The sequence below is a fragment of the Nitrospirota bacterium genome, assembly GCA_040752355.1.
In the GTDB taxonomy this organism is placed as follows: Bacteria; Nitrospirota; Thermodesulfovibrionia; order Thermodesulfovibrionales; family Dissulfurispiraceae; genus JBFMCP01.
This window is the reverse complement of the sequence record JBFMHE010000006.1, coordinates 40,562-67,138: the sequence shown is the minus strand read 5'-3', so window position 1 is coordinate 67,138 and position 26,577 is coordinate 40,562. Positions and strand designations below refer to the sequence as shown.

The 26,577-nt window shown below is 60.8% G+C and carries 22 protein-coding genes; 12 read left to right on the top strand and 10 right to left on the bottom strand.

Features of this window, described 5'->3' with window-relative positions:
• Positions 1-107: 107 nt before the first annotated feature.
• Positions 108-5,036, bottom strand: coding sequence for a copper oxidase (locus tag AB1805_05960; GenBank protein MEW5744964.1), 4,929 nt, complete (start codon positions 5,034-5,036; stop codon positions 108-110).
• 28 nt (positions 5,037-5,064) lie between these two features.
• Positions 5,065-5,862 carry a PEP-CTERM sorting domain-containing protein gene (locus AB1805_05955; protein MEW5744963.1) on the bottom strand — a complete coding sequence of 266 codons (798 nt, stop codon included), beginning with the start codon at positions 5,860-5,862 and terminating at the stop codon, positions 5,065-5,067.
• 393 nt (positions 5,863-6,255) lie between these two features.
• Between AB1805_05955 and AB1805_05950 the strand changes: the two genes are divergently transcribed.
• Positions 6,256-6,600 (top strand): hypothetical protein, encoded by a 345-nt coding sequence (locus AB1805_05950; protein ID MEW5744962.1) that lies wholly within the window; start codon positions 6,256-6,258, stop codon positions 6,598-6,600.
• A 33-nt stretch (positions 6,601-6,633) separates the two neighbouring features.
• Positions 6,634-7,905, top strand: a complete 1,272-nt coding sequence (locus AB1805_05945) for a multiheme c-type cytochrome (protein MEW5744961.1) — start codon at positions 6,634-6,636, stop codon at positions 7,903-7,905.
• A gap of 82 nt (positions 7,906-7,987) precedes the next feature.
• On the opposite strand, the gene AB1805_05940 is transcribed toward AB1805_05945, so the two are convergent.
• Positions 7,988-8,800 carry a ZIP family metal transporter gene (locus AB1805_05940; protein ID MEW5744960.1) on the bottom strand — a complete coding sequence of 271 codons (813 nt, stop codon included), beginning with the start codon at positions 8,798-8,800 and terminating at the stop codon, positions 7,988-7,990.
• A gap of 116 nt (positions 8,801-8,916) precedes the next feature.
• Here AB1805_05940 and AB1805_05935 point away from each other — a divergent pair, with 116 nt between their 5' ends.
• The 3 genes from AB1805_05935 to AB1805_05925 all read left to right on the top strand — a co-directional run bounded on the left by AB1805_05935 (position 8,917) and on the right by AB1805_05925 (position 11,152).
• Positions 8,917-9,660 carry a cytochrome c gene (locus AB1805_05935; GenBank protein ID MEW5744959.1) on the top strand — a complete coding sequence of 248 codons (744 nt, stop codon included), beginning with the start codon at positions 8,917-8,919 and terminating at the stop codon, positions 9,658-9,660.
• 9 nt (positions 9,661-9,669) lie between these two features.
• Positions 9,670-10,038 carry a cytochrome c gene (locus tag AB1805_05930; protein ID MEW5744958.1) on the top strand — a complete coding sequence of 123 codons (369 nt, stop codon included), beginning with the start codon at positions 9,670-9,672 and terminating at the stop codon, positions 10,036-10,038.
• Between the two features lie 124 nt (positions 10,039-10,162).
• A complete protein-coding gene (locus AB1805_05925; protein MEW5744957.1) occupies positions 10,163-11,152 on the top strand; it encodes a lytic transglycosylase domain-containing protein in 990 nt (329 codons plus the stop codon).
• 154 nt (positions 11,153-11,306) lie between these two features.
• On the opposite strand, the gene AB1805_05920 is transcribed toward AB1805_05925, so the two are convergent.
• Both AB1805_05920 and AB1805_05915 read right to left on the bottom strand, forming a co-directional pair.
• The gene (locus AB1805_05920) at positions 11,307-14,414 is read right to left on the bottom strand and encodes an efflux RND transporter permease subunit (protein MEW5744956.1); all 3,108 of its coding nucleotides are present in this window, start codon (positions 14,412-14,414) and stop codon (positions 11,307-11,309) included.
• Positions 14,415-14,451: 37 nt separating this feature from the next.
• Entirely contained in the window at positions 14,452-15,573 is a 1,122-nt protein-coding gene (locus AB1805_05915) for an efflux RND transporter periplasmic adaptor subunit (GenBank protein ID MEW5744955.1), read from the bottom strand.
• 217 nt (positions 15,574-15,790) lie between these two features.
• On the opposite strand from AB1805_05915, the gene AB1805_05910 reads away from it, so the two are divergent.
• Positions 15,791-16,969, top strand: a complete 1,179-nt coding sequence (locus tag AB1805_05910; GenBank protein MEW5744954.1) for a PLP-dependent aminotransferase family protein — start codon at positions 15,791-15,793, stop codon at positions 16,967-16,969.
• A gap of 142 nt (positions 16,970-17,111) precedes the next feature.
• Here AB1805_05910 and AB1805_05905 read toward each other — a convergent pair whose 3' ends face one another.
• Positions 17,112-18,335, bottom strand: a complete 1,224-nt coding sequence (locus AB1805_05905; GenBank protein MEW5744953.1) for a zinc-dependent alcohol dehydrogenase — start codon at positions 18,333-18,335, stop codon at positions 17,112-17,114.
• 769 nt (positions 18,336-19,104) lie between these two features.
• Between AB1805_05905 and AB1805_05900 the strand changes: the two genes are divergently transcribed.
• The 3 genes from AB1805_05900 to AB1805_05890 all read left to right on the top strand — a co-directional run bounded on the left by AB1805_05900 (position 19,105) and on the right by AB1805_05890 (position 22,121).
• Entirely contained in the window at positions 19,105-20,151 is a 1,047-nt protein-coding gene (locus AB1805_05900; GenBank protein ID MEW5744952.1) for a radical SAM protein, read from the top strand.
• A gap of 307 nt (positions 20,152-20,458) precedes the next feature.
• Positions 20,459-21,475, top strand: a complete 1,017-nt coding sequence (locus tag AB1805_05895) for an NAD(P)-dependent oxidoreductase (protein MEW5744951.1) — start codon at positions 20,459-20,461, stop codon at positions 21,473-21,475.
• A gap of 112 nt (positions 21,476-21,587) precedes the next feature.
• Positions 21,588-22,121 carry a YceI family protein gene (locus AB1805_05890; protein MEW5744950.1) on the top strand — a complete coding sequence of 178 codons (534 nt, stop codon included), beginning with the start codon at positions 21,588-21,590 and terminating at the stop codon, positions 22,119-22,121.
• 24 nt (positions 22,122-22,145) lie between these two features.
• Here AB1805_05890 and AB1805_05885 read toward each other — a convergent pair whose 3' ends face one another.
• Complete coding sequence (locus AB1805_05885) at positions 22,146-22,868, bottom strand: pirin family protein (protein ID MEW5744949.1); 723 nt, start codon at positions 22,866-22,868, stop codon at positions 22,146-22,148.
• A gap of 146 nt (positions 22,869-23,014) precedes the next feature.
• On the opposite strand from AB1805_05885, the gene AB1805_05880 reads away from it, so the two are divergent.
• The 3 genes from AB1805_05880 (at position 23,015) to AB1805_05870 (ending at position 24,356) form a co-directional block, all read left to right on the top strand.
• Positions 23,015-23,611, top strand: coding sequence for a DNA-3-methyladenine glycosylase I (locus AB1805_05880; GenBank protein ID MEW5744948.1), 597 nt, complete (start codon positions 23,015-23,017; stop codon positions 23,609-23,611).
• 93 nt (positions 23,612-23,704) lie between these two features.
• Positions 23,705-24,028: a hypothetical protein gene (locus AB1805_05875; GenBank protein ID MEW5744947.1), complete on the top strand. Its 324-nt coding sequence runs from the start codon at positions 23,705-23,707 to the stop codon at positions 24,026-24,028.
• The gene (locus AB1805_05870; protein MEW5744946.1) at positions 24,015-24,356 is read left to right on the top strand and encodes a hypothetical protein; all 342 of its coding nucleotides are present in this window, start codon (positions 24,015-24,017) and stop codon (positions 24,354-24,356) included. The genes AB1805_05875 and AB1805_05870 overlap by 14 nt, the downstream gene beginning before the upstream one ends.
• Positions 24,357-24,367: 11 nt before the next feature.
• On the opposite strand, the gene nth is transcribed toward AB1805_05870, so the two are convergent.
• The 3 genes from nth to AB1805_05855 form a co-directional block, all read right to left on the bottom strand.
• Positions 24,368-25,000 carry an endonuclease III gene (nth, locus tag AB1805_05865; GenBank protein MEW5744945.1) on the bottom strand — a complete coding sequence of 211 codons (633 nt, stop codon included), beginning with the start codon at positions 24,998-25,000 and terminating at the stop codon, positions 24,368-24,370.
• Between the two features lie 30 nt (positions 25,001-25,030).
• The gene (locus AB1805_05860; GenBank protein ID MEW5744944.1) at positions 25,031-25,396 is read right to left on the bottom strand and encodes a DUF309 domain-containing protein; all 366 of its coding nucleotides are present in this window, start codon (positions 25,394-25,396) and stop codon (positions 25,031-25,033) included.
• 123 nt (positions 25,397-25,519) lie between these two features.
• A complete protein-coding gene (locus AB1805_05855; protein ID MEW5744943.1) occupies positions 25,520-26,506 on the bottom strand; it encodes a HAMP domain-containing sensor histidine kinase in 987 nt (328 codons plus the stop codon).
• Positions 26,507-26,577: the final 71 nt, after the last annotated feature.

Below are 26,577 nucleotides of genomic sequence, written 5' to 3'. Positions count from 1 at the left end.
TAATGTGCTCTTGAACCACAGAGGACACGGAGGCATGGAGAGAAATCATTATTTTCTTCGAGAATTTTTTCTCTGTACACTCTGTGTCCTCTGTGGTAATAACGCTTTTACTCGGTTACCCTGAACAGACCCCACATGCCGCCGTCGAGGAAAAACGACGCATTGTCGCGGTAGAGGTAGTCGCCTTTTACGTTGAAATTGCCGCCGGCCCCGTGCTGCGGGACGACGTCGAAGTGGTTGGCCGGCCCATGACCCTCCTGCGCGCTCATCAGGAACGAAAGCGGCCTGTCGCCTATCACCGTTGAATTGTTCTGGTAAGGCTGCCGCTGCCATGTATGGCCGTGCAGGGTGAAGACATGGTTGCGCGCATGCCCGCCGGGCTGGAGTATGCGGAACCGCGTCGGCGCTCCCTTCTTCGCGGTGAAGACCGGTGTCTCGGGGTCGCCGCCGATCAGGTCATTGGAGAGGACGTTGCTGAAGTCCTCTTCGCGGGTCATCATCAAAGGAGTGTCCGGCGCAAACCCGAGGCGGAACCAGAACGGCTCGGTGCGGTAATTGAGGGCCTTCTGTCCCGAATCCTCCGGGTCTTCGGCCTCGGCAGTGTTGGGCACGGCGTCGCCTGCAGCGAACCCGAAGGCATCGCTGCCGAACCTCAGGTTCACATCGTCCTGGAAGAGGAGGACGAATTCCCGGAACGAGCTGCCGTCGGGCTTTTTCACCGTTGCCGCGGCGCGGGTCCCGTAATCCTCGATCACGCTTGCGCCTTTCGGCTCGATGACCAGCGCCCCGATAGCCCCCTTGTTGCTGTGCTTGATCCTGTCGGAAGAGATGAGATTCGTCGCCCCGAATTCGGCAGGGATTGCGGAGAGCAGGCGGGTTGCGCTGTTGAACTTGATGTCTCCTGCATACCAGCGGTACGTCCTCGTGCCGTTCGGCGCAACGGTCTGGGCGACATTGATCCCTACGTTGGCCCCGTCGCTCTTTGTTACATCATAGGCCACGAGCTGCGGGTGGAGCCCCACATGGCTCGACGGCCTCAGCTCATTTGAATTGAAGTTGTTCACGATCATCGGAAGGGTGCTGAAGCCCCACGTATCCGGATCGCCGGGATCGGGCAACTGCACGGGCAACTTGTTCCTGAGCGTTACTTCGATGCAATCGCCTGCATTGGCCCTCAGTATAAGGGGCTCGACCGGGACGTTCGCCTTGAGCTTGCCGTAGGCGTCGAGGTCCGCTGTCCTCACATAGAGCAGCGCGGTCGGGTCGTTCAGCGGACCGCCGTTTTCCGTGCGGGAGTTGTATATCAGGGTCCCGCCCGGCAGCGCATTCTGTGCGGTGACTGCGGTGACGTCGAACTTCTTGAGCGGCGCGGTCGAAGGACACATGCCCGGAAAGCTCGCGATGTTGAGGATGTTGAGGCCCAGCGGCCCGACCGGGTTGCTCGGCAGCGGTCTGAGATCGCCCCTCAGGGTCGAGTAGGCGCGCATCAGGCCCCATGTGCCGTTCCAGTAGCCGTCGACCGCTGCATTGGTTGTGTAGAGGTAGTCTGTTGCAACTCCCAGTTGTGTACGATTCGGGTTGATCGGCACATCGAGGATGAACTGTTCGGATATCCCCATCATCTGGGCGTTCCGGTAGCCAGAGTTCGGGCTCGCGAACTCCTGCAGCCACTTGACGCCGTGCATCGAAAAGATATGTCCCTCTTCCTGCGCGCCGACCTGTATCCTGATCCTCACCCGGTCGTTCTCATAGACCCTCATCATCGGGGTGAAGGGGTCGCTCGGCCGCACATCCGCAGTAAGCGGCGGATAAAACGCGGGCTGCATGTTGAATGCCGGGTCTGCGCGGTCGGTGCGCGAAGCAAAGGCATACGCCAGGTCTCCCTTGAGCCCCGCAGCCTGCTTGTTGGTTTGAGGATCGCGCACGCGAAGGGCGATGGGCTCGTTCCGGAAGTTCACCGAGAAGGTCCCGGGGTCGTCCGCCGAGATGGCTTCAGGGCAGGGGGGCTCCACTCCGCCGGGGCAGACGTCAGGCGGCGCGAGCAGGAACGGCAGGCCTACTTCCACCTTGCCCGGAGGATTTACCGCCTTGAGCACGTCGAGGCACGAAGGGTCTCCCGGCGCAACGCACGCGCCTTTGAGGAACGCGAGCTGGAAGTCCTGGAACATGAAAACAAACTCGCGGAAGCTGTCCCGCGGGTTGGCGGTGAGGATATCGGCCCTCCAGCTCGTCGGGCCTCCGTCGGCGCGTGTGCCGAAGAATGCTCCGGTCTCCGGGTTGCGCCAGCTCGATCCTTTGGGCTCGACGATGAACATGCCGTAGAGACCGGTATGCTGGTTGGTCGAAGGCGTCATGTGGTCATGGGTGAAGACATTGCCCAATGTCCTGTCCACTCCCTGGTTGTTCAAAAGGGAGTCCGCATACCAGCGATAGACCGTTGTCTGTGCGCCGAGCGCGTCCACGCCGGGCACATCTTTGAAGAAGGGATGCGGCTGCGCGACCAGCGGTGTCCGGGTTCCATCCTCATTGATGATGCCCCCGGTTTCATTGACGGCATGGATGTGGTGGCGAACCGCTTCGGGACTCATGCTCGAATCCTCATAGTTGTAGCCGGTCGAGCCGCCGTTGGAGGCCTGGACATCGAATTTGACCAGGTGGATGTGCTGGCCGATCATCACTGTGTTGTGCCTGATCTGAAAAGCGTTGGCTTCCTCTTCGTGCGCCGTGAGATTGGTGTGGTGGAACTCTATGCAATCCTCGGAGTTGGTGCGGAAGATGAACGGCTCGGGCGCTTTTGCCCCTGACATGAGAGGCGCTACATCCTCCCACAGGGCGACGATGTGCGATTGGGGGAAATGCCAGCCCGCCTTGTTGATCTTCACATCGGGATCGATGACCGCTCCCTTGTAGGTGCGGTTGACCGCCACCGGCGTGCCGTTGTCGAGCTTGCAGGGGTCGGCGAACGGCGCGCCACGCACGGCGGGACGTCCGTTAGTCTCGAACTGCGCAGGCGCGCCTTCGGGCGTGAAGGTCGGGTGGAATCTTGTCGCATGGAAGTCGATGGTGGTCTTCTCGACATGCGTCCCTGCCTCGGGGAGGCGGTAGGCAGTCGCATTGTGGAGCTCACTGGTAATCTCGAACCTGTTGGTGACCGCCACCTGCACTCCTGCAGCCATTACATGCCTTGGGAACCCGCCGTCGAAGAGCTTGCTCAAGGGCGGCTCGGGCGGCTCATGGCCTGCGACGGCAGGCATGTGAAACGGGTACCCGGGGTTCTTTGCTATAGTGACATCCTGCACCTGTCTGAAATCCGGTATCCCGTCGTCGTTCAGGTCGATCTGGCTCGAATCCGGTATGCCGTCGCCGGTAATGTCCGCTGCGACGAGCTGCACGTTCGCCGGCATGGGCGCCATGGGCAGTCCCGGGAGCGGCACGAGACCGGGGATCGGCGAGCCCGCCAGTATCTCGCCGTCGGGGAGCGCCCGAGATTTCGGCGCGGGCCTGCCGTCGGCATCGAGTATCGTGCCGTTTTCAAAGACGTCATGCACGCGCCACAGCGACCACATGCCGCTCGCGAAGTGCGGGTAGAAGTGGCAGTGGAAGATCGAATCGGCGTACGACTGGTTGCGGTTGCCGCCGCCGTTGTAGGCGATCTCGAGGTTGTAGGACGAGCCCGGCCCTATTGCCTGGCTGTCGAGATAAGTGGAGTTGTCGTCATCGGGGTTGAAGAGCCACTGGTGGTTGTGGAGATGGAAGATGTGGTGTTCTTTGCCTGCATGGAGTATCCGGAACTTCGTATGGTCGGCGATGTAGCTGTGGTAGACATTCGAGGGGTCGTCGGGATAGAGCGCCTTCGTCGCCTGCAGCCCCGTATTGGCGGGATTGTCGACTACCATCGCCGGATCGCCGTTCGCCCACGAGAGGAAGCTCATATCCTCATAGGCGCACTCGGCGCAGTTCCTGTTCGGGCCCACGCCCTTCCTGTTGGCGAGCAGCATCGAGCCGAGCCCCGCAGCCCCGTAGTTGATGCCGAACATGTCCCTTATCCCGTGCAGGGTGAAACCCAGGACAGGATCATTGAACTCGGGGAATGCCTGAACCGCGCCGATCTCGTCGTGGAACAGGATGGTGAACTCGCGGAACGGCTGGTCCCTGTCCGGATATGCCGGGTTGGGCTTGTAGGTGCCTGCAGGGAACGGGCCGCGGTACGGGCCGGTGATGATAGCGGTCAGGTCTGAATGGACGATCTCGTTGTAGTCGTTCAGTATCCTTATGACCGGCTGTCCCTCCTTATAGGCATAACCTGCAGGATACTTCGCGTCGTAATCGATCAGCGGGTGCCCATCGGCAGTCTGTTCGTCATAGTCGACCGTGCCGTTCTTGTCCCGGTCGGCAGCCATATCAATCTCGGCCCTTGTGAGCTGGCTGCGATACCATTCGGCTCCCTTCGGCTGTACGTTCACCGCGCCGAAGAGGCCGAAGGCGAGCGAGCCGCTGTTGCCCTCGCCGCCGGTCATGGCGCCGGTGCTGTAGAGAAGGTGCGTGCCTTCCTTTTCAGCGTAGAGCGTATAGACGGCGGTGTCGCCGGGCATGACGAGACTGCTCGGATTGGTCCCGACATTGGAGCCGTCATCCGTGATCGAATTGACGAGCTGCAGGCCGTTTACATGGATCGAGGCCGCCCGTGTCGCAGGCTGGTCTCCCTGGACGCCGTCGAGGAGATTCGTAAAGGTGATCCGGAGGCAGTCCCCGGCATTCATGCGCAGCACGAGCGGACGCGGTCGCTTATCCGGCCGCAGCGAAGCGCCTCCGCTGCTCATGACCACATCCCGCTTCAGGGCGAAGATCATCCCGTCGGGACTGATCGCGCCGAACCTGTTGAGGGGGATAGACTGGTTGATGGCGACCACGTCAGCAGTGATGATGCGCTCGCAGGTGTATGCCTGGAGCAATGAGGGAAGTGCGATAAGGAAGAGCGCCGCCAGGGTCAGAGCAACCCCCGGCGCTCTCCTTAACGGAGCAGTAACCGGTATCATGCCATCCTCCTTATCTCTAGGCTTATCTCTAGGCGCTGCGTTTGAACCGCTTCCGTAAAAGCCCCATGCCTGCCAGCCCCGCACCCAGGAGAATGACGGTGGAGGGCTCGGGGACAGGAGCAACGGCGGAATGGCCGGAGCCGAGCACGTCGAAGAACCCGCCCTGTCCGTCATTGAAGAATAACGTGGCGCTCAGGGTTCCGGTGCGGGAGGCGAAGAGCGAGTCGCCGTCGAGGATGGAGTTCAGAATGACATCGGTGTCGGCTGCCACCGCCGAGTTATCGTCATAGTACAGGAGGAGCCCTGCGAAGGCGAAGCCCTCTGCAAACTCGCGGAAGAGCGAAGTGCTCAGGCTCTGCGATAAACTGTAGCCGACGCTCACCGTCAGGTCTCCGCTCCCCGACACGCTGAACCCTGCGGAGCGGAGCGCTGCTGCGTCGGACTGGAACGGGCTGCCGAATGCGGATGAAGCGGTTGCAGAGGCGAAGAGGGTCCTCGGGTTGGTAAAGGCGCTTCCTATGGCCGAGCCCGATGGGGAGACGATACTCGCCAGGGCGGACGTGCTGCCCCAGCCGTCAGAAGAATGAAAGTCATCGGCGAACGACGACGAGCTGAACGCCGCTGCAAACGAGGTGCTGCTCCTGGCCGGGAAATGCAGCGACATGCCCTCGCTTGTCTTGTAAGAGAGGCTTTCCCAGTTGATGATAGAGCTGTTGCTCGAGACGGCGGCTCCGTGCGCTGACGAGGAGACAGAGATGATTATCGCTGCCAGGAGAGAGAAAATGAAAAAGACCGGTGCTGTACTCAGGCTGCGCTTGAATTTCATTGGTTCTCCTTTGTGCCGTGATGTTTTCCGCTGTCTGCGGTGTCAATCGACCCTGTGCAGAGGTACGGTGATGCCTCTCTTGCTGAGATGAACATTCCTCCTTTCTGGCTTTCTGGTTTCCCGGTGTTACAGCTTCTACTTAGGATGAGCCGGTTGCAAGATCGGTGCCGGGGTAAAAATCACAATAAACCAAAGGGCGGAAGGGAACGGGAGCCGCAATAATGTCGCCTGCGCTTACACGCGGTGTCGATAGAGTTTACAGAACCCCTGAACGGCCGCCGTATGCACTATCTCGTTGACAGGCGCTGTGTTTCCTGCTACCTTTGAAGTAAAGGTACAAAGGTTTCCCTCAGCGTTCATAAACCGTTCCGTTGTCGCGCGCAGGAGGCCGGCGTGAAAAGAGTCCTGCCCCTCTTTCTCTTTTTGTGCGCTCTCGGTTTTATCCCCCCTCAATCCGGCTCTCTCGTGCAGTGGTGCGCCCTCGCTCACGAGAGACGCGCTCCCGTAGAGGAGGGGGGTATTCGCGACCTCCTGGTCATCAAGGCGGCGGCGTACCGGCAGGGGATCATCTGTCTTCCCGAACCGCCGGCCCCTCTTCTTGATGAAAAGACCCGGATTCATTCTGAGATAGCAGGAGAGCCCCCCGGCGGGGAGGCATATGCGAAGAGGAGGAGAACGGCCGAGGACCGGCCTATGGAATTCCTGATCCTCCTGCATCTCCTCACCCGTAAACGGTAGCAACCATACACCTGCATTAGGAGGTGAAGAGCAATGAATGCAACGGCCACGATTTCCCGGACACTTGTCATTATCTTCTCGCTCCTTCTTTCTGTCCCGCTCGCTTCGGCGCAAGTCTGCATCGATTGCCACAAGCAGGTCACCCCCAACATCATCTCGGACTGGCAACTGAGCAAGCACAGCAAAAACGGGATCGATTGCGCGGCCTGCCATGGCGACAAACACCGCACCAGGGAGGATGCCCAGCAGGCCCTGATACCGACGCCCGAGACCTGCGGCGGCTGCCATGCCGAACGGGTGAAACAGTACAAGAGCGGCAAGCATGCCCTCGCCTGGGCAGCGATGAAGGCGATGCCGACGATCCATTACCAGCCGATGCTGCTCACCGAGGGAATGAAGGGATGCGGCGGATGCCACAAGATCGGCATAAAGTCCGAAGCGGATATCAAGGAGCTCGATAAAGGCGGGTATCGCTTCGGGCGGGTCGCCTGCGACTCCTGCCATACGCGGCATGCCTTCTCGGTCAGGGAGGCGCGGCAGCCGCAGGCCTGCCAGACCTGTCACATGGGGTTCGATCATCCGCAGTGGGAGATGTATTCGGGCTCCAAGCACGGGGTGCGCTATCTGCTGATGCAGAACGGCGTGCTTCCCGACACTATCGCAGCGCCGACATGCCAGACATGTCACATGCCGGGAGGCGAGCATGGCGTCAGGACCGCCTGGGGCTTCCTTGCCGTAAGGCTGCCTATGCCCGAGGACAAGCAGTGGGCAGCGGACCGCGCCACCATACTGCAGGGGCTCGGCGTGCTCGGCCCCGACGGCAAGCCGACCGAGCGGCTCGAAGCGGTCAAGGCAGCGGATCTGGCGCGGCTGACGCAAGAGGCATGGCAGCAGGAGCGGGACCGGATGCTGAAGGTCTGCAACCAGTGCCACTCGGCCAACTTCGCCCGGGGCGAGCTCCAGAAAGGAGACCTGATGATCAGGGAGGCGGACCATCTCATGGCCGAGGCGATCCGCATCGTTGCGGGATTATACAAAGACGGCATCCTGAAGAAGCCGAAGGGCTACGCCTTCGCCTTCCCCGACCTGCTGACGTTCCACGATGCGCCCACGGTCATAGAGCAGACGCTCTTCGTCATGTTCCTCGAGCACCGGATGCGGGCTTTCCAGGGCTCGTTCCATTCGAATCCCGATTATGCGCTCTGGTACGGCTGGAGCGAGATGCAGCGCGACCTGACCGAGATCAGGGAGATGGCCGCAGCACTGCGCGAGGAGGCAAAACTCCGGGGAAAGACGAAACGGTAAGCGTTTTTCAGGGGATGCGGCTTCGAAGGCGCACCCCCGGTCTTTGACGCGCCGTGCTGCACGCCGTGAAGCGCACACCGCGCTACGCAAGGCCGACGTCGAGGATCATCATCACCGTGAATCCGAGGATGGCGCCCATGGTGGCGAGGTCGGTGTTGCCTCCCCGCTGCGCCTCGGGGATCAGCTCCTCGACCGTGACGAAGATCATCGCCCCGGCGGCGAAGCTGAGGGCGTAGGGCAGGAGGGGCTTCGATACGAGCACCGCCGCTGCGCCGACAACCCCGGCTATGGGCTCTACCATTCCCGACAGCTGGCCGTACCAGAAGCTCTTCAATCGCGACATGCCCTCCCGTCTGAGCGGCATCGAGACCGCCATCCCTTCCGGAAAGTTCTGCAGCCCTATGCCGATGGCGAGCGCGACCGCTCCTGCAGTGGTCGCCTGGGGCAGTCCTGCCGCCACCGCGCCGAAGGCGACGCCCACCGCGAGGCCCTCGGGGATGTTGTGCAGGGTGACGGCGAGGATGAGCAGGGTCGTCCGCCGCCAGCGTGTCTTGATCCCTTCAGCCTCCTTGACCGGAAGCCAGAGGTGGAGGTGCGGCAATACCCGATCGACGATCCTCAGGAAAACCGCGCCGGAAAGAAACCCCACCGCAGGCGGAAACCAGACCGGCAGGCCGCTCTCCGCCGACATTTCGATCGCCGGGGCGAGCAGCGACCAGTAACTGGCAGCGATCATGACCCCGCTCGCAAAGCCGAGCATGCCGTCCAGGACCCGCCGGTTTACCTCTCTCGCCAGGAAGACAAAGGACGCGCCGAGGGCGGTCACCAGCCAGGTGAAGCAGGTGGCGAGCAGCGCCTGGGTTACCGGATGCAGGGTGACGATGAATTCGAGCATTATGTTCCCACCATTAACGATTATACAATGCCGAAGATCAGATTACGAGGACGGCGGTTGCGCGCCGCCGCTTTTTCTAATAGAATGGGGAGAGGATGCTGCTGAGAGGAGGGACGATGCCGCTTTTTCTCTTCAAGACCATACTGTCGATCGTGCTGCTTGCCCTGACAGGGATTGCGGTCTTCACCATGTTCGAGGTCTTCGGCAGGAGCGAAAAAAGATACAGTGTCGAGCGGCTGAAGAGGATACACCGCATCAACGGGATGGCTTATCTCCTGCTCTTTCTCGTCATTGCAGGGCTCTGTCTCTATGTCATCGCCGCCACAAAGGCCGAACCCTCGGTGCGGGCGTCCCTCCACGGCGTCTTCGCGCTCGCCGTGCTGGTCATCCTGCTCATGAAGATCTCCTTCGTGGAGCTCTATAAGCTCTTCTACAATCGCGCAGCCGCTATGGGGATGACCCTGGTCGTCCTGACGGTCCTCGTGTTCGGCACTTCGGGAGGGTACTATCTCCTCATCGCCGATTTCTCCCGAAAGGAGCCGGTGGTGACGAGCCGGGATGGAGGGCGGGCCGCTTCTTCCTCTTTCGCGGTTGCTGCCGACAGGGAGAGCATCGAGCGCGGCAAAAGGCTTTACAAGAAGAGATGCGCTTCCTGCCACGACCCCCGCAGCACCAGGACGATCGCAGGCCCAGGCCACAAGGGAATTCTGAAACGCCCTGTACTGCCCTCCAGCGGCCGTCCCGCAACTCCTGAAAACATCATCAAACAGCTGAAAGAGCCCTGGAAGGCGATGCCGTCCTTCGCGTCTCTATCTGATGCGCAGATAAGCGATCTGATCGCGTATATGAATACACTTTAGGAGAGAACTATGAAAACGCTGACCGGTGTTGCAGCGATCATCTTCCTGATGTTCTCGGGTGTGTCTTTGAGCGCTGGAGCGCAGAAGGGAGCTGATGCAAAGATCGTCGTGAAAAAGGACAAAAAGAGCATCGAGCAGGGCAAGGCGCTGTACGATAAGCTCTGCATCGGGTGCCACGACCCCAAGAGCGCCAGGGGCGACATGGCGCCAGGGCACAAGGGCATCCTGAAGAACCCGACGCTGCCGGTGAGCAAGCGGCCCGCGACGCCCGAGAACGTCGTGAGACAGCTCAGGGACCCTTTCAGCGACATGCCGTCCTTCGCCCACCTGAAAGATGAGCAGGTCCAAGACCTCCTCGCGTATTTGAATACGCTTTAGGCAACAGTACCTTGCAAAAGACAGGGAATCTACTATCATTGAAATAAGGGCGTGATGCAAGGGCAGCGGCATGCTGCATCAATTCTATACCCGGGCATACCAGACATTCAGGGGGGAGATGCATATGAAGCCGATGAGCGCGGTTAAGGTGTTCCTTTCCGTTCTTCTCATGCTCGCCGTCATGGCTGTTCCCTCGCACAGCAACACCGATGCGGACATCAGCGCTGCCATCGCCTCTTTTGTGACGGGCGATGCCGAGGGCGAGGCGGTGTATGCCGAAATCATCGAAAAGACGCAGCAGTACGAGGTCGGCCATCTCTTGTTCGATTCCTACCACCTGCTCACGAAAAGAATCCGGACGAGCTTCGGCGGATGGCTCCAGAAATCGCAGGAGCATATCGAGATGATAAGGGAGATCTTCAGGGAGAAAGGCCTGCCCCTGGAGCTCGCCTATCTCCCCCTGATAGAGTCGGGGTTCTCTCCGTACGCCGTCAGCCCGGCGAAGGCGGTGGGTCTGTGGCAGTTCGTCGAAGGGACCGCCAGGGACTATAGCCTGCGCATCGATGAGCATGTCGACGAGCGCAGGGACCCCGAGAGATCGACGAGGGCGGCAGCGGACTACCTGGTCGACCTCTACGACATCTTCGGCTCCTGGAGCCTCGCCCTCGCGGCCTATAACGCGGGGCAGAACAGGATCATCAGGATCATCGATACGCACGGCGATATCTACCGGAGCAGCAGCACGCCCCTCGAGACAAAGCGCTATGTGCCCTTGTTCGTCATTGCGACAGCGATCGCGAAGGCGCCCGAACGGTTCGGGTTCGTCATCAGCAAGGCCGTGAAAAAAGAGACGCGACAAGTGATCGTCTCCAGGGCGACAGCGCTGCGCACGCTGGCGCATCGGCATAAAACGACGGCCAAGGTCCTCAAAGAGCTGAACCCCGCGCTGCTGACCGAAAAGACGCCGCCGTATGCCTACGCTCTGAGGATTCCCGCTGCAATGCCGCTGAAAGAGGGGATAGGGACGCGGGAAAGCGCTGCTGTCGCCAGCTACGACTGGACGATGCGCCGGTGCCGCTTCACCTTCGGAGCGCCCTTCAGGGATATTGAGTAACCCGGCGCTGCCGGGCTGCTCGGTGGAGTGCAGGAGACCCACGATCTTTTTCAGCAGGCGCGTGGGGGAGCCGGCAGGGCAGGGGGTACTCGCTCATTCTCGGAGGGCATCCAGGCCCTCCTCCGAATGTTTTTCTGCCTGCTGAAAGAGACTGTTACAGAGGGGATGAGGTGTCCGGCGCGACAAGGGCGTCGCGCTCGCGGTCCCTCGCATGATCGCGGGCTATGAGCATGTAGATCGCGGGGACGACGAAGAGGGTGAAGAGGGTGCCGACGAACATGCCGCCCACCAGCACGAGACCGATCGAGTTGCGGGCAGCGGCGCCGGGCCCGGTGACGAGGGTGAGCGGGAAGTGGCCGGCGATGGTAGCGGCGCTCGTCATCAGGATCGGCCGCAGACGGGTCAGGGCAGCCTCGCGCACCGCCTCCAGCTTGGTCCGGCCCTGGAGCTGCAGCTGGTTGGCGAACTCGACGATCAGGATGCCGTTCTTGGATACCAGCCCGACCAGGGTCACGAGCCCCACCTGCGAATAGATGTTGAGCGTGGTGGTCCAGCCGTGGGTCCAGAAGGGGACATTGGGGTCCGGCATCTTCAGGAAGGTGAAGAGCAGCGCGCCGAACATCGCGAGCGGCACCGAGCCGGCCAGTATAACGAAGGGGTCGCGGAAGCTGTTGAACTGTGCAGCGAGCACGAGGAATATCAGGATCACGGCAAGGGCGAAGGCGGGAAGGAACTTGTTCCCTTCAGTACGCAGCTGGCGCGACTCGCCGGTGTAGTCGAGGACATACCCCTTCGGCAGGACCTTCGCAGCTTCGTCCTCGAGGAAGCGGAGGGCCTCGTCGAGAGGCCGCACCGCTACGCCGCTGATCTTGACCGCATTGAGCTGCTGGAAGCGGTTGAGCGAACGGGGCACGACCGAATCGCGCAGCGTGGCGATCGTGCCGAGGGGGATCAGCTTGCCGTTGGGACCGGTGACATGGACATTCTGGAGCTGTTCCGGGTTGAGGCGGCCGCTCCGCTGGATCTGCGGGATGACTTTGTAGCTGCGGCCCGAGATGTCGAAACGGTTGACGAAATCGCCGCCCACCATGATCCCCATGTCGGCGCCGACCTGCTCGAGGCTCAGCCCCAGGGCCGCCACCTTGTCGCGGTCGATGACGAACTCCGACTGGGGCTGGTCGATCTTGACATCGATCAGCGGAGGAAAATAGAAGATGCCGCTCTGTATCGCCTTCAGCTGCACCTGGCGGGCGAGCTCGAGGATCTGCCCGGTCTCCGCCGTAGAGGCGATAATGAACTCGACCGGGAACTGCCCTCCTCCCGGGAGCGCCGGGGGCGTGACCGGGAATATCTGGATGCCGGGTATCTTCTGGAGCTTCTGTTGAACGTCCGGGAGGATACGGAAGATGTTCCGCTCCCGCTCGTCCCACGGCTTGACCACCATGCCGCCGAAGCCTGAATTGGGAAAGGTGATCTGGAAGGTGAAGTCGGTCTCGGGAACGCTCAGGAACGCCTGATTGACCGCCGCGGCATAGCGGCTGTTCTGGTCGAGGGTCGAGTTGGCCGCAGCGTCCATGATGCCGAAGATGACCCCCTGGTCCTCGGTCGGCGCCAGCTCCCTGGCTGACATGGTGAACAGCGGTACGGTGAGCAGGCTTACTACGCCCCAGACCATATACACGGCAGGCCGAGCCCTCAGGGTCATGTCGAGCAAGCGGCCGTAGGCGTTCCTCAGCCGCTCGAAATCGCGGGAGATGCGGCCGGCGAGGCCGTGCTCCTCGAGGCCTGGCTTGAGCAGTCTGGCAGACATGACCGGCGACAGGGTGAGGGCTACGACGCCCGAGATCGTGACCGCGCCGGCAAGGGTAAAGGCGAACTCGCGGAAGAGCGAGCCGGTGAGCCCTCCCTGCAGGCCGATCGGCAGATAGACCGCCGCCAGGGTGATGGTCATGGCGATGATCGGCCCCACCAGCTCGCGCGCGCCGAGCAGGGCTGCCTCGAAAGCGGACCTCCCCTTCCTCAGGTGGCGCTCGACATTCTCGACGACGACGATGGCGTCGTCGACCACGAGGCCGACCGAGAGCACGATCGCCAGGAGCGTGAGCAGGTTCACGGTGAAGCCGAAGGCCTGCATGAGGAAGACCGCGCCGATGAGCGAGACCGGGATCGCCACGACCGGGATGAAGACCGAGCGGAACGAGCCGAGGAAGAGGAAGATGACGACGACGACGATCAAGAGCGTGTCGCCGAGGGTCTTCAAAACTTCGCGGATGGCGCTGGTGATGTAGTCGGTGGCGTCATAGGCGACGCGCGCCTGCAAGCCGCTCGGCAGGTCGCGTTGAATCGCCGCCATCTCGGTCCGCACCCGCTTGATGACATCGACGGAGTTGGCATTGGGGAGCGGCCATACCCCGATGAAGACCGCTGTCTGGCCCGAGAAGCGGACCTCGGCATTATAGTCCTCGGCTCCCAGCACGATGTCGGCGATCTCCCCGAGCCGCACGATGGCGCCGTTCTGCTCGCGCACCGCGAGCCGCTTGAACTCGTCGATGGTGGTCAGGTTGGTATTGGCGGTCAGGTTGACTTGAATGAAGGCGCCCTTGCTCTGGCCGAGGGCGGCGAGGAAGTTGTTCGCAGCCAGCGCGCTCCGCACCTGCGCGGGGCTGATATTGAGGGCGGCCATCCGCTCGGGCTTGAGCCAGATGCGCATGGCGAAGGTGCGGGCGCCGAGGATATCGGCCCGCTGCACCCCTTCTATGGCGGAGAGGCGGGGCTGCACGATGCGCACCAGGTACTCGGTGATCTCGTTCTGCTGCAGCATGCCCGAGGAGAAACTGAGATACGCCGAGGCGAACTGGCTGTCGGCAGATTCGATGTTGATCACCGGGACTTCGGCCTCGGGAGGGAGGTCGCGGCGCACCTGGTCCACTTTGGAGCTGATCTCGGCGAGCGCCTTGGTCGCGTCGTAGTTGAGCTTGAGGCGCACTTTGATGGTCGAGAGCCCGAGGCTGCTCTGCGACTCCATGTACTCGATGCCGTCCGCTGCAGCGATAGCCCGCTCGAGCGGCGTGGTGACGAAGCCGCGCACCAGCTCGGCGCTGGCGCCGACATAGACGGTGGTTACGGTCACCGCCGCATTCTCGGTCTGGGGGTACTGGCGTACATTGAGCGCGCGGATCGCCTGGAGGCCGGCGATGATGATGAGCAGGTTGACCACGAGGGCGAGCACCGGGCGGCGGATGAAGAGGTCGGTAATCTTCATGGACGGATCACTTTATGAATAATCTCGGCAGCACCGGTCAGTTGTTCTCCGGAGCGGGCTGCTGCTGAAAGGAGGGCGCGAGCTTGTTGTCGACCGCAACCGGCTGGCCGTTGCGCAGCTTGAATACCCCTGTGCTTACGACCGTCTCCCCCTCCTTGAGCCCGCTCGTGACCGCCACGAAGTCTCCGCGCTTCTCTCCCAGCCGTACGAACTGCTGGCGCGCTACGCTCCCTCCCTTTCCGTCCTTCTGTGCCTCGATCACGAAGACCGAGTCGCCGTATGGAGCATAGAGGACCGCGGTAGCAGGGATTGTCAACACCTTCTGCCTGGCCGGCAGTCCGACCGAGACCGTAACGAACATGCCGGGGCGAAGCTGCCCGGCACGGTTGGCCACCGTTGCCTGTGCCTTGATGGTGCGGGTTTCGGCATCGACGTTCGGGTTCATTGCAGTGATACGTCCTTCGACCATCACACCGGGCAGGGCGTCGCTCGTCACCCGCACAGGGAGCCCGAGGCGGAGCTGCGGAACCTGCTGCTGGGGAAGGGTGAAGTCGACATAGATCGGGTCGAGCGACTGCAGGGTGACGACAGGGTCTCCTTCCCGGAGGATCTGCCCTACGTTGACCAGACGGATGCCGAGCTGCCCGCTGAACGGGGCACTGATCGTCTTTTTAGCGATGGCGACCCTGAGGTTTTCGACCTGCGCCTTTGCCTGCGCCGCATTCGCTACGGCACTATCGAAGTCGGCGCGGGAGATATACTCCTTGGTCAGCAGCAGCTGCGCCCTTTCGAGGTTTGCCCGGGCCAGCTCGGCCTGTGCAACGGCGCCGGGGAGCTGGGCTTCTTCGGAGGAGGTGTCCTGGCGGATCAGGATATCGCCCTTCCTCACCGGCGTGCCCGCCTCGAAGGATATCCGGACCACTTTGCCCGGCACTTCGGCGGCCACGGTGACCCCCTGCACCGCATTGAGCGTGCCGACCGCGGTGAGGGAGGCCTCCCACGAATCGGCGGTTACCGCTGCGGAGGTGACCGCCTCTGCGGGCGGGACGAACTTCTTGCCCTGGTCGATCATCGCACCGATCTGCATGGCCTTGACAGCGACCAGAACGGCGACGAGCATGACCAGGCCGATGAGGGTGAAGATTACGCGTCTCTTCACGAACAGGATAGCTCCTTTAACAGGTTGCAGAGGACTATTGAAAGGCTAACACGTTAAAAAAGAAATTATCAAGGTGAAGGTGCTTGATCTCCCGGCGTTTGTATGGAGGGAGAGGGCCTCTCCATACCCGTGCCAACAGGCATGCCGGGAGAACCTGCTATACTACTACCATCGATCAGGCGATCAGGCGATCAGGCGATCAGGAGAGAGGGAGCGCATGGGAACCATTTTTTCAGACAGGATGTCGGATGTCCCGCGGTCATTCATCAGGGAGATCCTGAAGGTGGCGGTGGATGAGTCGATCATCTCTTTTGCGGGAGGGTTGCCGAACAGGAACCTCTTCCCCGTGGAGGAGATGAAGGCCGCGACCAACAGGCTCTTCGACGAATGCGGCAAGGACGTATTGCAGTACAGCTCCTCGGAGGGGGACAGGGAGCTGCGGCAGTGGATTGCCGACAGGTACAAGGAGAAGAAAGGGCTCACGATTCATCCGGACCATATCCTGATCACCACCGGGTCGCAGCAGGGGCTCGATCTGCTCGGGAAGACCTTTCTCAATGAGGGGGACGACGTTGCTATCGAAGAGCCGGGATATTTGGGCGCGATTCAGGCCTTCTCCATTTACAAGTCGACCTTCCATCCGGTCCCGGTGGACGAGAACGGGATCGACCTCGCCGCACTGCAGCAGGCGTTGAACGGCTCCCGGATAAAGCTGTTCTACTGCGTGCCGAACTTCCAGAACCCCTCGGGAATAAGCTACTCCGAGGAGAATCGCAGGAGCGTCGCCCGCCTCTTCGAGGGGAAGCAGACCATGCTGGTCGAGGACGACCCCTACGGCGAGCTGCGTTTCCGGGGAGCGGAGAGACCGTCGTTCTACGAGCTCATGCCGCGCAGTACCGTGCTGCTCGGCTCCTTTTCGAAGATCGTTGCGCCGTCGTTCCGCATAGGCTGGATCGTGGCCGGAGATGAGGTTATGGAGAAGCTGATCATCGCGAAACAGGCTTCCGACCTCCATACCAACTACTTCGGGCAGCGGGCGATCCTCCGGTACCTGAAAGACAACGACATCGATGCGCATATCGAGCTGATCAGCAAGGCCTATGGAAGGCAGCGGGATGCCATGGTCTCGGCGATGCAGGATTATTTCCCTGCCGGGGTGACCTACACGAAGCCCGAGGGAGGGATGTTTCTCTGGGGAGCCCTGCCGGAAGCGCTTTCGGCAATGGAGGTCTTCAAGAGGGCTATCGAGCACAAGGTCGCCTTTGTGCCGGGCGATCCCTTTTACGTGAACAGGAAAGACGTGAATACCCTGCGGCTGAACTACTCGAGCGTGGATGAAGAGACGATCGTGACCGGCATAAAGAGGCTGGCCGAGGTGCTGAAAACGCTCATCTAGGAATTGTCAGCTCAGTGCGTGGACGGGGAAGGGACAGGGCATAGTACGCTCGACTCAACTGTCACCCCGAAGATCGTACGATCTTCGGGGACCCCGATTCTCGGTCGCATACCATACCCTGCCCCTTCCCCGGGGCAGTTCATTACGCCAATGCCGCCTCAGGCACCAGCGCCACTTTGATCCATCCCGGCTGCCGCTCGTCAAATGCCTTGTAGGCGTCGATCGCGGATGAGAGGCTCTCGACGTTCGAGAGCACGGTCTCGGGATCGACGGCGCCGCTCCGCACCAGCTCGAGCAGGAAGGGGATGTATCTCCGGTGGTTGCAGTTCCCCATCTTTATAGTGAGGTTTTTGTTCATCGCCTTGCCGAAGGGATAGAAGTCGACGGTCGGGGGATAGACGCCGATGACCGAGATCGTGCCCGCCTTATCGACGGCGTCCACCGCCCACCGCAGCACCTGCGACGGAGCGTCGCCGGGCCGCCAGGGCTTCCCGGGCGTCGGCATCTCCGGGGCGACCTCCTTGACCTCCTCCCTGAATTCTTTGTGCGTTGTGCAGACATCCTTCGCCGCCGGGCCGTGGTGCGGATGGACCGCTTCTACTCCCACCGCATCGATGACCCGGTCGACGCCGATGCCGCCGGTCAGGTCGAGAATGGCCTGAATGGGGTCTTCCTCCTCGAAGTTGATTATCTCGGCGCCCTTCGCCCTTGCCGCATCGAGGCGCGAGGGGACCCGGTCGATGGCGATGACCCGGCCTGCGTTATGGAGAAAGGCGCTCAGGATCGCGAACTGCCCTACGGGACCGCAGCCGAAGACCGCCACATTGTCTCCATCCTTTATCTCGGCGAGCTCGGCGCCGAAATAGCCGGTCGGAAAGATATCGGACAGCATGATCGCCGCATCGTCGATCACGTCGTCCGGCAGTTTTACCGGACCGATGTTCGCATAGGGGATACGCGCCTTTTCGGCCTGGAGCCCGTGAAAGGGTCCGGACATCTTTGGCCCGCCGAAAAAGGCGGTTCCCGCCCGTTTTCCGTTGGGGTTGGCGTTGTCGCACTGCGCATAGTAGCCGGCGCGGCAGTAGGCGCAATATCCGCACGCGATGGTCGAGGGGATGACCACCCGGTCGCCCTCCCTGAGATTACGGACCGCGGAGCCCACCTGCTCGACGATGCCGACTCCCTCATGACCGAGGATGGTGCCGGGCTCCATGCCCGCCATGGTGCCGCGCACCATATGCAGGTCCGTCCCGCAGATCGCGGTTGTGGTGAGCCGTACAACGGCGTCGGTGGGGGCCTCGATCTTCGGGTCCGGCGCCTCCTCCATCCTGATGTCGCCGATTCCGCGAAACACGACTGCTTTCATGGTCTGCCTCCTCTGTGCTTCTGGATATGGTTCTCTCGAGTCTCTTCCCCTCTCCCCTGAAGAAGAGCGGGAAGGCGTTTCGTTGCATGACCGCATACCGTAGCGATGGCGACTGCTTGAACGGAAAAAGGCGCGGGTGCAGGAAAGGAGGTGCGGCGAGGATCGTGCGTCCAGGGCTGCTCTTGTATGCAGTGCCGTCCTAATACAAAGTGTATCAGGCATGTCCTGGGGCGTCAAGAAACCGTGCCACTGGTGCAAGCGCTTCGGCCGCAGCATCTCTCTGCCGCTTGCGGTCCACTCTCTTTTTTGCTACAAGTTAAGTAAGGGCGCAGAGAGCACCAGGGATTGTTGCGCGGTGTTTCGGTACGGAGTCTCCCGGATGCGTATTGACATCACGGATATGAAGCAGTAGGATGCAATCACAAGGACGGGCGTTGCGCGGGCCCGTCGGGAAAGGAGGTGAAGCAGGATGAAGAAGACGCTGAGCAAGGCCGCCCTTGCCAAAGAGGCGGACCACTGGAACCGGGTAAAGGCAGCGATGAAGGATAGTCCTGGCAAGGTATGCCAGAAGTGAAAGGGTTGAAAATCGTAAAGTTGCCGGTCCGGCAACACGAACCATGAGGGCGGGTACGGTGTGCGCCGGGGAAAACAGGCGGCAGCGTATCCGCCTTTCACGTCAGGATACAGGGCTCAAGAGATTCAAGGCCGTTCAAACCGCTTGAACGGTTCAAACGGTTTGAACGGCCTTGAACAGTTTGAACGGTTACTTATGCCTACGGGGAACGAGCACGACTTCATAGTCCAGTGGCACCTTACCGAGCGGTGCAACCTCTCGTGCAGGCATTGCTACCAGACCGGCGGGCGCTCGGATGAGCTGTCCCTTCACGAGATAACGGACGTGGTGAGCGAAGCCGCCGAGATGTTCGGGGACTGGGCCGAGGCGTACGGCATCGGCATTGCGCCGAGCTTCACCCTCACCGGCGGAGAGCCCTTCCTCCGCCCCGATCTGGCGCAGGTTCTCGAGACGATCGCTGACAGGGGATTCGAGCTCTTTCTCCTTTCGAACGGCACCATGATCGATATGGAGCGGGCGCGGATGCTCGCAGCGCTCGGCGTGAAGGGCGTCCAGGTGAGCATCGAAGGACCTGAAGCAGTTCATGAGCGTATCCGGGGCAAGGGCAGTTTTGCCGCGGCCCTGAGGGGGGTCCACTACCTCCTCGGTGAAGGCATCGAGGTGACGCTCAACACCACCCTTTCGGAGGTGAATGCCGATTCGTTCATGAGGCTCGTCTCGCTCGCCTCGGCCATGGGCGTCCACCGGCTCGGCTTCTCGCGGCTCGTCCCGTCGGGGAGGGGCGCCGGCCTGCTCTCGGATATGCTCGATACCGGGAGGGTGAAGAGGCTGTACACCGCTCTCCGGTCCCTCGGGACCGACAACCTCGCCCTGGTATCGGGCGACCCCTTATTCTCCCAGATGGCGTTCGATGCAGAGACGGGTGAGGGCGGCAGCGTTGCCTGCGGAGGGTGTGCTGCAGCGTTGTCGGGACTGACCATTCTGCCCGACGGCACGGTTACCCCTTGCAGGAGGCTGCCCATCCCCATCGGCAACGTGCGCGAGGATTCGCTCCGCGAGCTCTGGGCCGTCTCGCCGGTGCTGGAGCAGCTGAGGAACAGGAGGAAGTACAAGGGGAAGTGCGGCAGGTGCAGCAGGTGGGCGGTCTGCAGGGGCTGCAGGGCGATCGCCTACGCCGCTGCGCAGGCGCGGGGCAGCGACGATTTCCTCGGCGAGGACCCGCAGTGCTTCCTGCACTTCTGAAGTGCGTGCGCGTGCAGCCGGAGGGGGAGCGAGGCGAGGCATTTTCGCTCATTCTCGGACGGCATCCACGCCGTCCTCCGAGGCGGGGCAGCCCGCTCCGCCGTCATGGCTCCGCTCGGGCTGCCCATGCCGCTCCAAATGCCTCGCCTCGCTCCCCCTCCGGCTGCCACGGTGATATTCCGCAGATATCAGGGGTTTGACTTGCGCTGTCTCGATTCTCTGCTATACTTTTAAAAAAGATGTCTCTTTCTTCCGCCGTGCTCTCGCCTCTTCAGTAGAAACCCTTGCAGTGCCCGGAGATGTTCCTATGAAAATCGCCTTCTTCGAGATCAAGGATTGGGAAAAGAAATATCTCAAAAAGAAGCTGAAGGAGCATGCGCTCGAGTTCTATGCCGACCCCCTTACCGAGGAGAATGCGGACCGGGTGAAGCATATCGAGTGCCTCTCGGTCTTTATCTACTCGAAGGTGAACGCGCAGGTCATCAAAAAGCTCCCCAAGCTGAAGCTCATCGCGACGAGGTCGACGGGGTTCGACCATATCGATGTAAAAGAGTGCGCGAAGAGGAAGATACCGGTCTCGACCGTTCCCTTTTACGGCGAGAATACCGTGGCAGAGCACACCTTCGGGCTCATCCTCGCCATCTCGCGCAATATCCACAAGGCGTACATGAAGACGCTGCGCTACGACTTCGACATAGAGGGCCTGAAGGGGTTCGACCTCAAGGGAAAGACCCTCGGCGTCGTCGGCGCCGGCGGCATAGGCCTGAACGTCATCAGGATCGCCCGGGGCTTCGATATGCAGGTCCTCGCCTATGATGCCCGGCCGAACAAGATCCTCGCCGAGGTCCTCGGGTTCCGCTATAGGGGGCTCTACGAGCTGCTCGGCAATTCCGACATCATCTCGCTGCATGTCCCCTACAACAAGCGCACCCACCACCTGATCAACAAGGAGTCGATCCACCAGATAAAGAAGGGCGCTATCCTCATCAATACGGCGCGGGGAGGCGTGGTCGATAACGAGGCGCTGCTCGAAGCACTCGATAAAGAGATACTCTGCGGCGCGGGCCTCGACGTGCTCGAAGGGGAAGAGCTGATCAAGGAGGAGGAGCAGATCCTCTACGACCAGAGCACCGTCGAGACGCTCGGGAAAGTGGTCAGGGACCATATCCTCCTGCGGAGGGAGAACGTCGTGTTCACCCCGCACATCGCCTTTTACAGCCAGGAGGCCCTCGAGCGCATCCTCGAGACGACGATCCAGAATATCCAGATGTACATCAAGGGGTATCCCCAGAACGTCGTGCAGCCGCAGCAGGCGACCGCCTGATCGCGGGTGCGCATTCCTTTCCGCCGCAGCCCCCCGGTTGCGCTTCTCCTCAGAACTTTGTAGGCTGTAAAGCATATCGCTCATTGTTCGATGAGGCGCTGAAGGAGGAGCTATGGCCAAATGGATTATCGACCCCGATCACTCTGTCGCCGCCTTTTCTATCCGGCATATGATGATCGCCAGCGTGCGCGGGCAGTTCAGTAATATCGCGGGGACCATTCATTTCGACCCCGCGCATATCGCCCGGTCGTCCGTAGATATGAAGATAGAGGTAGCGAGCATCACCACCGGCATCAGGAAGCGGGATGACCATCTCCTCAGCCCCGACTTCTTCGATGCGGCGCATTTCCCCTTGATCACGTTCAAGAGCACCAGCGTCGAGCCGATCGGCGGCAGCCAAGGCAGGGTCAGCGGCGATCTCACGATCCACGGTATCACCAGGCCGGTGACGTTCGACGCCGAGTATTACGGCCCGGTGAACGACCCCTTCGGCGAGGGCGTGAGCATGGGCTTCAGCGCCTCTCTCACCATCAACCGCGAAGATTACGGTATAACCTGGAACCAGGCGATGGAGGCCGGCGGCGTGATGGTCGGCAGAGAGGTGGAGCTCTTCATCGACCTCGAGGCGGACCGGGCGGACGGGTAAAGGAGCTATGCACGAGCCGCTCGATCATGGCACCCTCACCTCGACGAGGAGCAGCTCTGCATCCGCCCCGGCCTCTATGGTTATCTCCGGTGTCGAGCGCACCGCTGCAGCGCCGAGCGTCAGGATATGGTGGTCATTGATACGCACCGGCCCCCCTTCGAGCACGTAGAGATATCCTCCGTGTCCGGGCTGAAATGAGTGCGGTATGCTGTTGCCTTTGAGCAGACGGCTCGAGTAGACCCCGGCATCAGAGACGATCCTGAGTGCTTCGGGGTGCCTGTTCGAAACCAGGGGCAGGAGCCGGTTCGTCCGCTCTTCTTGCTCCACGTTCTTCTGCTCTACTGCAGGCTCGAGCGCGTGGGCCGCGGGAATGAACCACATCTGGATGAACCGCATCGGCTGGTCCTTGCGGTTATTGATCTCCGAATGCCACATGCCCCTCCCGACCGTCGTATGCTGCACCCATCCCTTTTTGAGCACGCCGCCCTTGCCGTGTTCATCCGCATGCCGGAACTCGCCGCCGGCGCAGTAGGTGACGACCTCGATCTCGCGGTGCGGATGGAGCGGCCAGACCGCGCCCGGCGAAAGCGTATCGTCGTTGAATACCCGCAGGGTGCCGAACTGGGTATGTGCCGGATCGACGTAATCCCCGAACGAGAAGTGCCAGCGGCCGTGAAACGTCCCGTTCTCGATCTCTCCGTCTATCTGATAAATGCTCTCGGGCTGCCTGATAACGATGCTCGACATAGCGGAATCCCTCCCCTCCCGATCGACGCTCTTGTTGTCTTTGTCTCCCTGCCCCGTTATAATTGATGAGCCGTTATGGATGCATACTATCACAAATGGAAAAAATGTAAAGTGCGCTTCTTATGGGAACGGTCCGGAAAGAGAGGATGAAGGAAAAAGATGCCCTGGTCCGCTGCCTGTGGACGGGTAATTGGGCTCTCAGCGATCCGCTCCTCGTCGCGTACCACGACACCGAATGGGGCGTGCCGGTGCACGACGACCGCAGGCTCTTCGAGTTCCTCGTCCTCGAGGGGATGCAGGCGGGCCTGAGCTGGCTCACGGTGCTCAGGAAGCGCGATCATTTCAGGAAAGCCTTCGCCGGCTTCGACCCCGAGCGGGTCGCGCGCTTCGGCGGAGCGAAGGTGCAGGCGCTCCTCGCCGATAAGGGGATCATCAGGAACCGCCTGAAGATCGAGGCCGCTGTTCGAAACGCCCGCGCCTTCATCGAGGTGAGGAACGAGTTCGGGACGTTCGATGCCTACCTCTGGCGCTTTACAGGCGGAAGACCGGTCCGGAACGCCTGGAGGCGCATCGAAGAGCTCCCTTCCTCTACGCCGGTGTCGGACGCCATGAGCAAGGACCTCAAGAAGCGGGGATTCTCGTTCGTCGGGACGACCATCTGCTATGCTTTCATGCAAGCGGTGGGGATGGTCAACGACCACACCGTCGATTGTTTCCGCTGGCAGGAGCTGGGGGGAAAGTGAGAACGGGAGGACGTGGCTGCAGTTTTTCGAGCTCTGTGGCGATTTCTAATCTTTTCTTCGTTGTGCTATAGTACCGTTAGTGGAGGTCGCACCATGCCGATATTAACGCTGTCGCCTTCTGCAAAAGAGATCCTGAAGAAAATCAGCTCTGCACCCGATGAAAGGGCGGTGGAATTGCTTGTTTCAGGAATAAAGAATTATTTGAGAGAGTGCGAGCTTGAGATTCTCGAATATGAGACGAAGTACGGCTCCTCGCTCGACGAGCTCAGGATGAAAATAGGCTCCGCTGAGGTGCCTGACGAGTTCTCCTACCAGACCGAAAAAGACCTCATGAAATGGGAGGATCTTATCGTCGAGAAGAAGAGCTGGATGGAGGTTATCAGGAATATCCAGCACTTGGTGCATGGACATTCGTGAGTTCAAAAGCGAGCTTATCAGCCGGATAAAAGAGCTCTTTCCGGAGGCCCCTGTAACGGCAGCGGAGAAGAGAGGAACAATTATCGAAGTAAGAGCCGACCTCTCAGAGAAGATATTCCTCGAAATCTACTATAATGTCCTCACCGGTAAAAAGAGTTACGCGTTAATTAACCAAAATGAAAGAGTGTATGGTTGTGATAATTACAGGTTTTGGCATATCCATCCGGAACACGACCCCTCGCAGCACATTCCCTGTACGGAACCGTCGATAAAAGACGTCTGCTCAAAAATGAAGCAGGTCTACGCAACGGTTATTGCCCCTGAGTAAAGCCCCCGCTCTCATATATCCCTCGACGGGCAGAGGTCGTAGAGCACGCATTCGTGGTGTTTCGGCTTTTTGGCGACGCAGATGTTCCTGCCGTGGAAGATGAGGAGGTGCGAGAGGTTCGCCCACTCTTCCCGGGGCGTGACCGCCATGAGGTCCCTCTCTATCTTGACCGGGTCGTCGTGCTCCGTGAGGCCGAGGCGGTTGGCGAGACGCTTGACGTGGGTATCGACGGCGATCCCCTCGTTGATGCCGTAAGCGCCCGAGAGGATGACGTTGGCGGTCTTCCGCGCAATGCCCGGCAGCGCGACGAGCTCAGCCATCGACTTCGGGACTTTTCCGCCGAACTGATCGAGTATGATTTGAGCTGTCTTTTTGATGCTCGCCGCTTTTCCCCGGTAGAAGTTGATCGTCCTGATATCGTTCCGGAGCTCTTCGAGAGGGACTTCGGCATAATCTTTGACGGTCCGGTACTTCTTGAAGAGGTTCTCGGTCACCTTGTTTACTCCCGCATCGGTATTCTGTGCGGACAGTATCGTGGCGACGAGGAGCTCGAAGGGCGCCTTGAAGTGCAGGGCGGTACGGATGACAGGATAGATCTTCTTCAACCGCCGCAGTATCTCGCGTATCTGTTTCTCCTTGTCCATGGCTCCTCTTTCCCGCACCGTCTCATTCTATCACATGCGCTCCGCTGCTGCCACGCTCCTTATGCGCGGGAATTCGCTCCCGGGAATCCCTTCTCCCCGTGCAGCGAGCGCGCGGGCGAACCGCTCTGCGTCATGAATGAGCCCCTGCTTATCGAGATCGACCGCTGCCGTTTCAGACCCCTTCAGGAGCCCCAGCCCCCGCTCGAGGAGCCGCTCCGTGCCCCTGAGCTCTTTCCGTTTGTAGTGATGGAGCGCTGCTGCGATCATGATCATGCCCTGAATGAAGCGCTTGCGCTCCGGGTCGGCGCTGTTCAGCCACTCCTCTTCCCACTCCTCGTGGGCCTCGAAATAGTCGCCGTTATTGAAGAGCTCTATGCCGCGCCCGATAGTGTTCATGAGCACCTCCTCGTGCGATCGTGCGGTGGTGCAGTAACGCTGCCCCGGTCTGCGGTCGCAGGATTTTCATCCTATCAAAATTATAGCAAAGGCCCCTGCGCATGCCTATCGGTCACGACCCGTTCATTTCTTGGGGAGGACGAGGGTAAAAGTGCTCCCTTTCCCGGAAGCGCTCTCGACCTCTATGCTCCCGCCGTGCGCCTCTGCTATCTTCTTGACGATCGAGAGACCGAGGCCCGAGCCTTTTGCGTCCCTGTTCACCCGGTAGAAGAGATCGAAGACATGGGGGAGATGGGCCTCCGGGATGCCTATGCCGGTGTCGATTACCTTGATGAGAATATGCGGGCCCTTCTCGGCGAGTCGGATCTCTACCGTCCCGCCCCGGGGCGAGTACTTGATCGCGTTGTCCAGCAGGTTGGTGGTCGCCCTGGTGATCAGCATGGCATCGGCGGTGATCGTGTCCGGGATGTCCTCGGGAATATCGAGGAGCAGGCTCACTCCCTTCTTCTCCGCCTCTGTCCTCGCCATCTCCACGGTCTTGTAGAGCTCCATTTTCAGGTTCATCGCTTCCCGGACCGGTTGGTGCTCCCTGGTTTCGAGCCTAGAAAATTCGAGGAAATCCGCGATCATTCCCTTCAGCAGGCCGAGCTCTTCGTCGACGATCTCGAGGCGGGAGACCTGCTTGCCGGTAAGCGGCCCCTCCTTGCCCGAAAGGAGGCGCGCTACGAACCCCGCAGCCGTTATAAGGGGGTTCTTCATATCGTGGGCGAGCATGGAGAGCATGTCCTTCCGTTCGGCCTCGAGCCGCCTGCTCCTGGTGATAAGCACCTGGGCGTAACTGCTGAAAATAATGATGAGCAGGAGGACGATGAGCCTCATCCAGGTCTCGTTGGCGTCGTGAGGAATGAGGCGCTCGTAAACGCTGCCGAGACCGAACACGAAGGAGTCTATGGCGGCCTCGACAGTCCAGTACCCCGCAGCAACCGCAAGTCCCAGGAGGAGCAGGCGGTTCTCTTTCACGGTATGGACGATGCGGTCTGCGCTGATCATGGTATCACCGGCCGGGTCCCTGCAGCACGGCTGTCTCGTATGGATGGATCGCCTCCTCATGACGACCTGCTGCAACTCCGCCGCGCCGCGCTCCTCCTCTCCGCCGCTCTTCAGCGTTCGGGGAGGGGGTT

Excerpts from the sequence above, each read along its gene's own strand:
- AB1805_05955 (MEW5744963.1), bottom strand. The coding sequence starts at position 5,862 with ATGAAATTCAAGCGCAGCCTGAGTACAGCACCGGTCTTTTTCATTTTC.
- AB1805_05880 (MEW5744948.1), top strand. The coding sequence starts at position 23,015 with ATGAAGGAAAAAGATGCCCTGGTCCGCTGCCTGTGGACGGGTAATTGG.
- AB1805_05860 (MEW5744944.1), bottom strand. The coding sequence starts at position 25,396 with ATGAACACTATCGGGCGCGGCATAGAGCTCTTCAATAACGGCGACTAT.
- AB1805_05930 (MEW5744958.1), top strand. The coding sequence starts at position 9,670 with ATGAAAACGCTGACCGGTGTTGCAGCGATCATCTTCCTGATGTTCTCG.
- AB1805_05940 (MEW5744960.1), bottom strand. The coding sequence starts at position 8,800 with ATGCTCGAATTCATCGTCACCCTGCATCCGGTAACCCAGGCGCTGCTC.
- AB1805_05945 (MEW5744961.1), top strand. The coding sequence starts at position 6,634 with ATGAATGCAACGGCCACGATTTCCCGGACACTTGTCATTATCTTCTCG.
- nth (MEW5744945.1), bottom strand. The coding sequence starts at position 25,000 with ATGGACAAGGAGAAACAGATACGCGAGATACTGCGGCGGTTGAAGAAG.
- AB1805_05910 (MEW5744954.1), top strand. The coding sequence starts at position 15,791 with ATGGGAACCATTTTTTCAGACAGGATGTCGGATGTCCCGCGGTCATTC.
- AB1805_05935 (MEW5744959.1), top strand. The coding sequence starts at position 8,917 with ATGCCGCTTTTTCTCTTCAAGACCATACTGTCGATCGTGCTGCTTGCC.
- AB1805_05920 (MEW5744956.1), bottom strand. The coding sequence starts at position 14,414 with ATGAAGATTACCGACCTCTTCATCCGCCGCCCGGTGCTCGCCCTCGTG.
- AB1805_05895 (MEW5744951.1), top strand. The coding sequence starts at position 20,459 with ATGAAAATCGCCTTCTTCGAGATCAAGGATTGGGAAAAGAAATATCTC.
- AB1805_05870 (MEW5744946.1), top strand. The coding sequence starts at position 24,015 with ATGGACATTCGTGAGTTCAAAAGCGAGCTTATCAGCCGGATAAAAGAG.
- AB1805_05875 (MEW5744947.1), top strand. The coding sequence starts at position 23,705 with ATGCCGATATTAACGCTGTCGCCTTCTGCAAAAGAGATCCTGAAGAAA.
- AB1805_05925 (MEW5744957.1), top strand. The coding sequence starts at position 10,163 with ATGAAGCCGATGAGCGCGGTTAAGGTGTTCCTTTCCGTTCTTCTCATG.
- AB1805_05885 (MEW5744949.1), bottom strand. The coding sequence starts at position 22,868 with ATGTCGAGCATCGTTATCAGGCAGCCCGAGAGCATTTATCAGATAGAC.
- AB1805_05960 (MEW5744964.1), bottom strand. The coding sequence starts at position 5,036 with ATGATACCGGTTACTGCTCCGTTAAGGAGAGCGCCGGGGGTTGCTCTG.
- AB1805_05855 (MEW5744943.1), bottom strand. The coding sequence starts at position 26,506 with ATGAGGAGGCGATCCATCCATACGAGACAGCCGTGCTGCAGGGACCCG.
- AB1805_05900 (MEW5744952.1), top strand. The coding sequence starts at position 19,105 with ATGCCTACGGGGAACGAGCACGACTTCATAGTCCAGTGGCACCTTACC.
- AB1805_05890 (MEW5744950.1), top strand. The coding sequence starts at position 21,588 with ATGGCCAAATGGATTATCGACCCCGATCACTCTGTCGCCGCCTTTTCT.
- AB1805_05905 (MEW5744953.1), bottom strand. The coding sequence starts at position 18,335 with ATGAAAGCAGTCGTGTTTCGCGGAATCGGCGACATCAGGATGGAGGAG.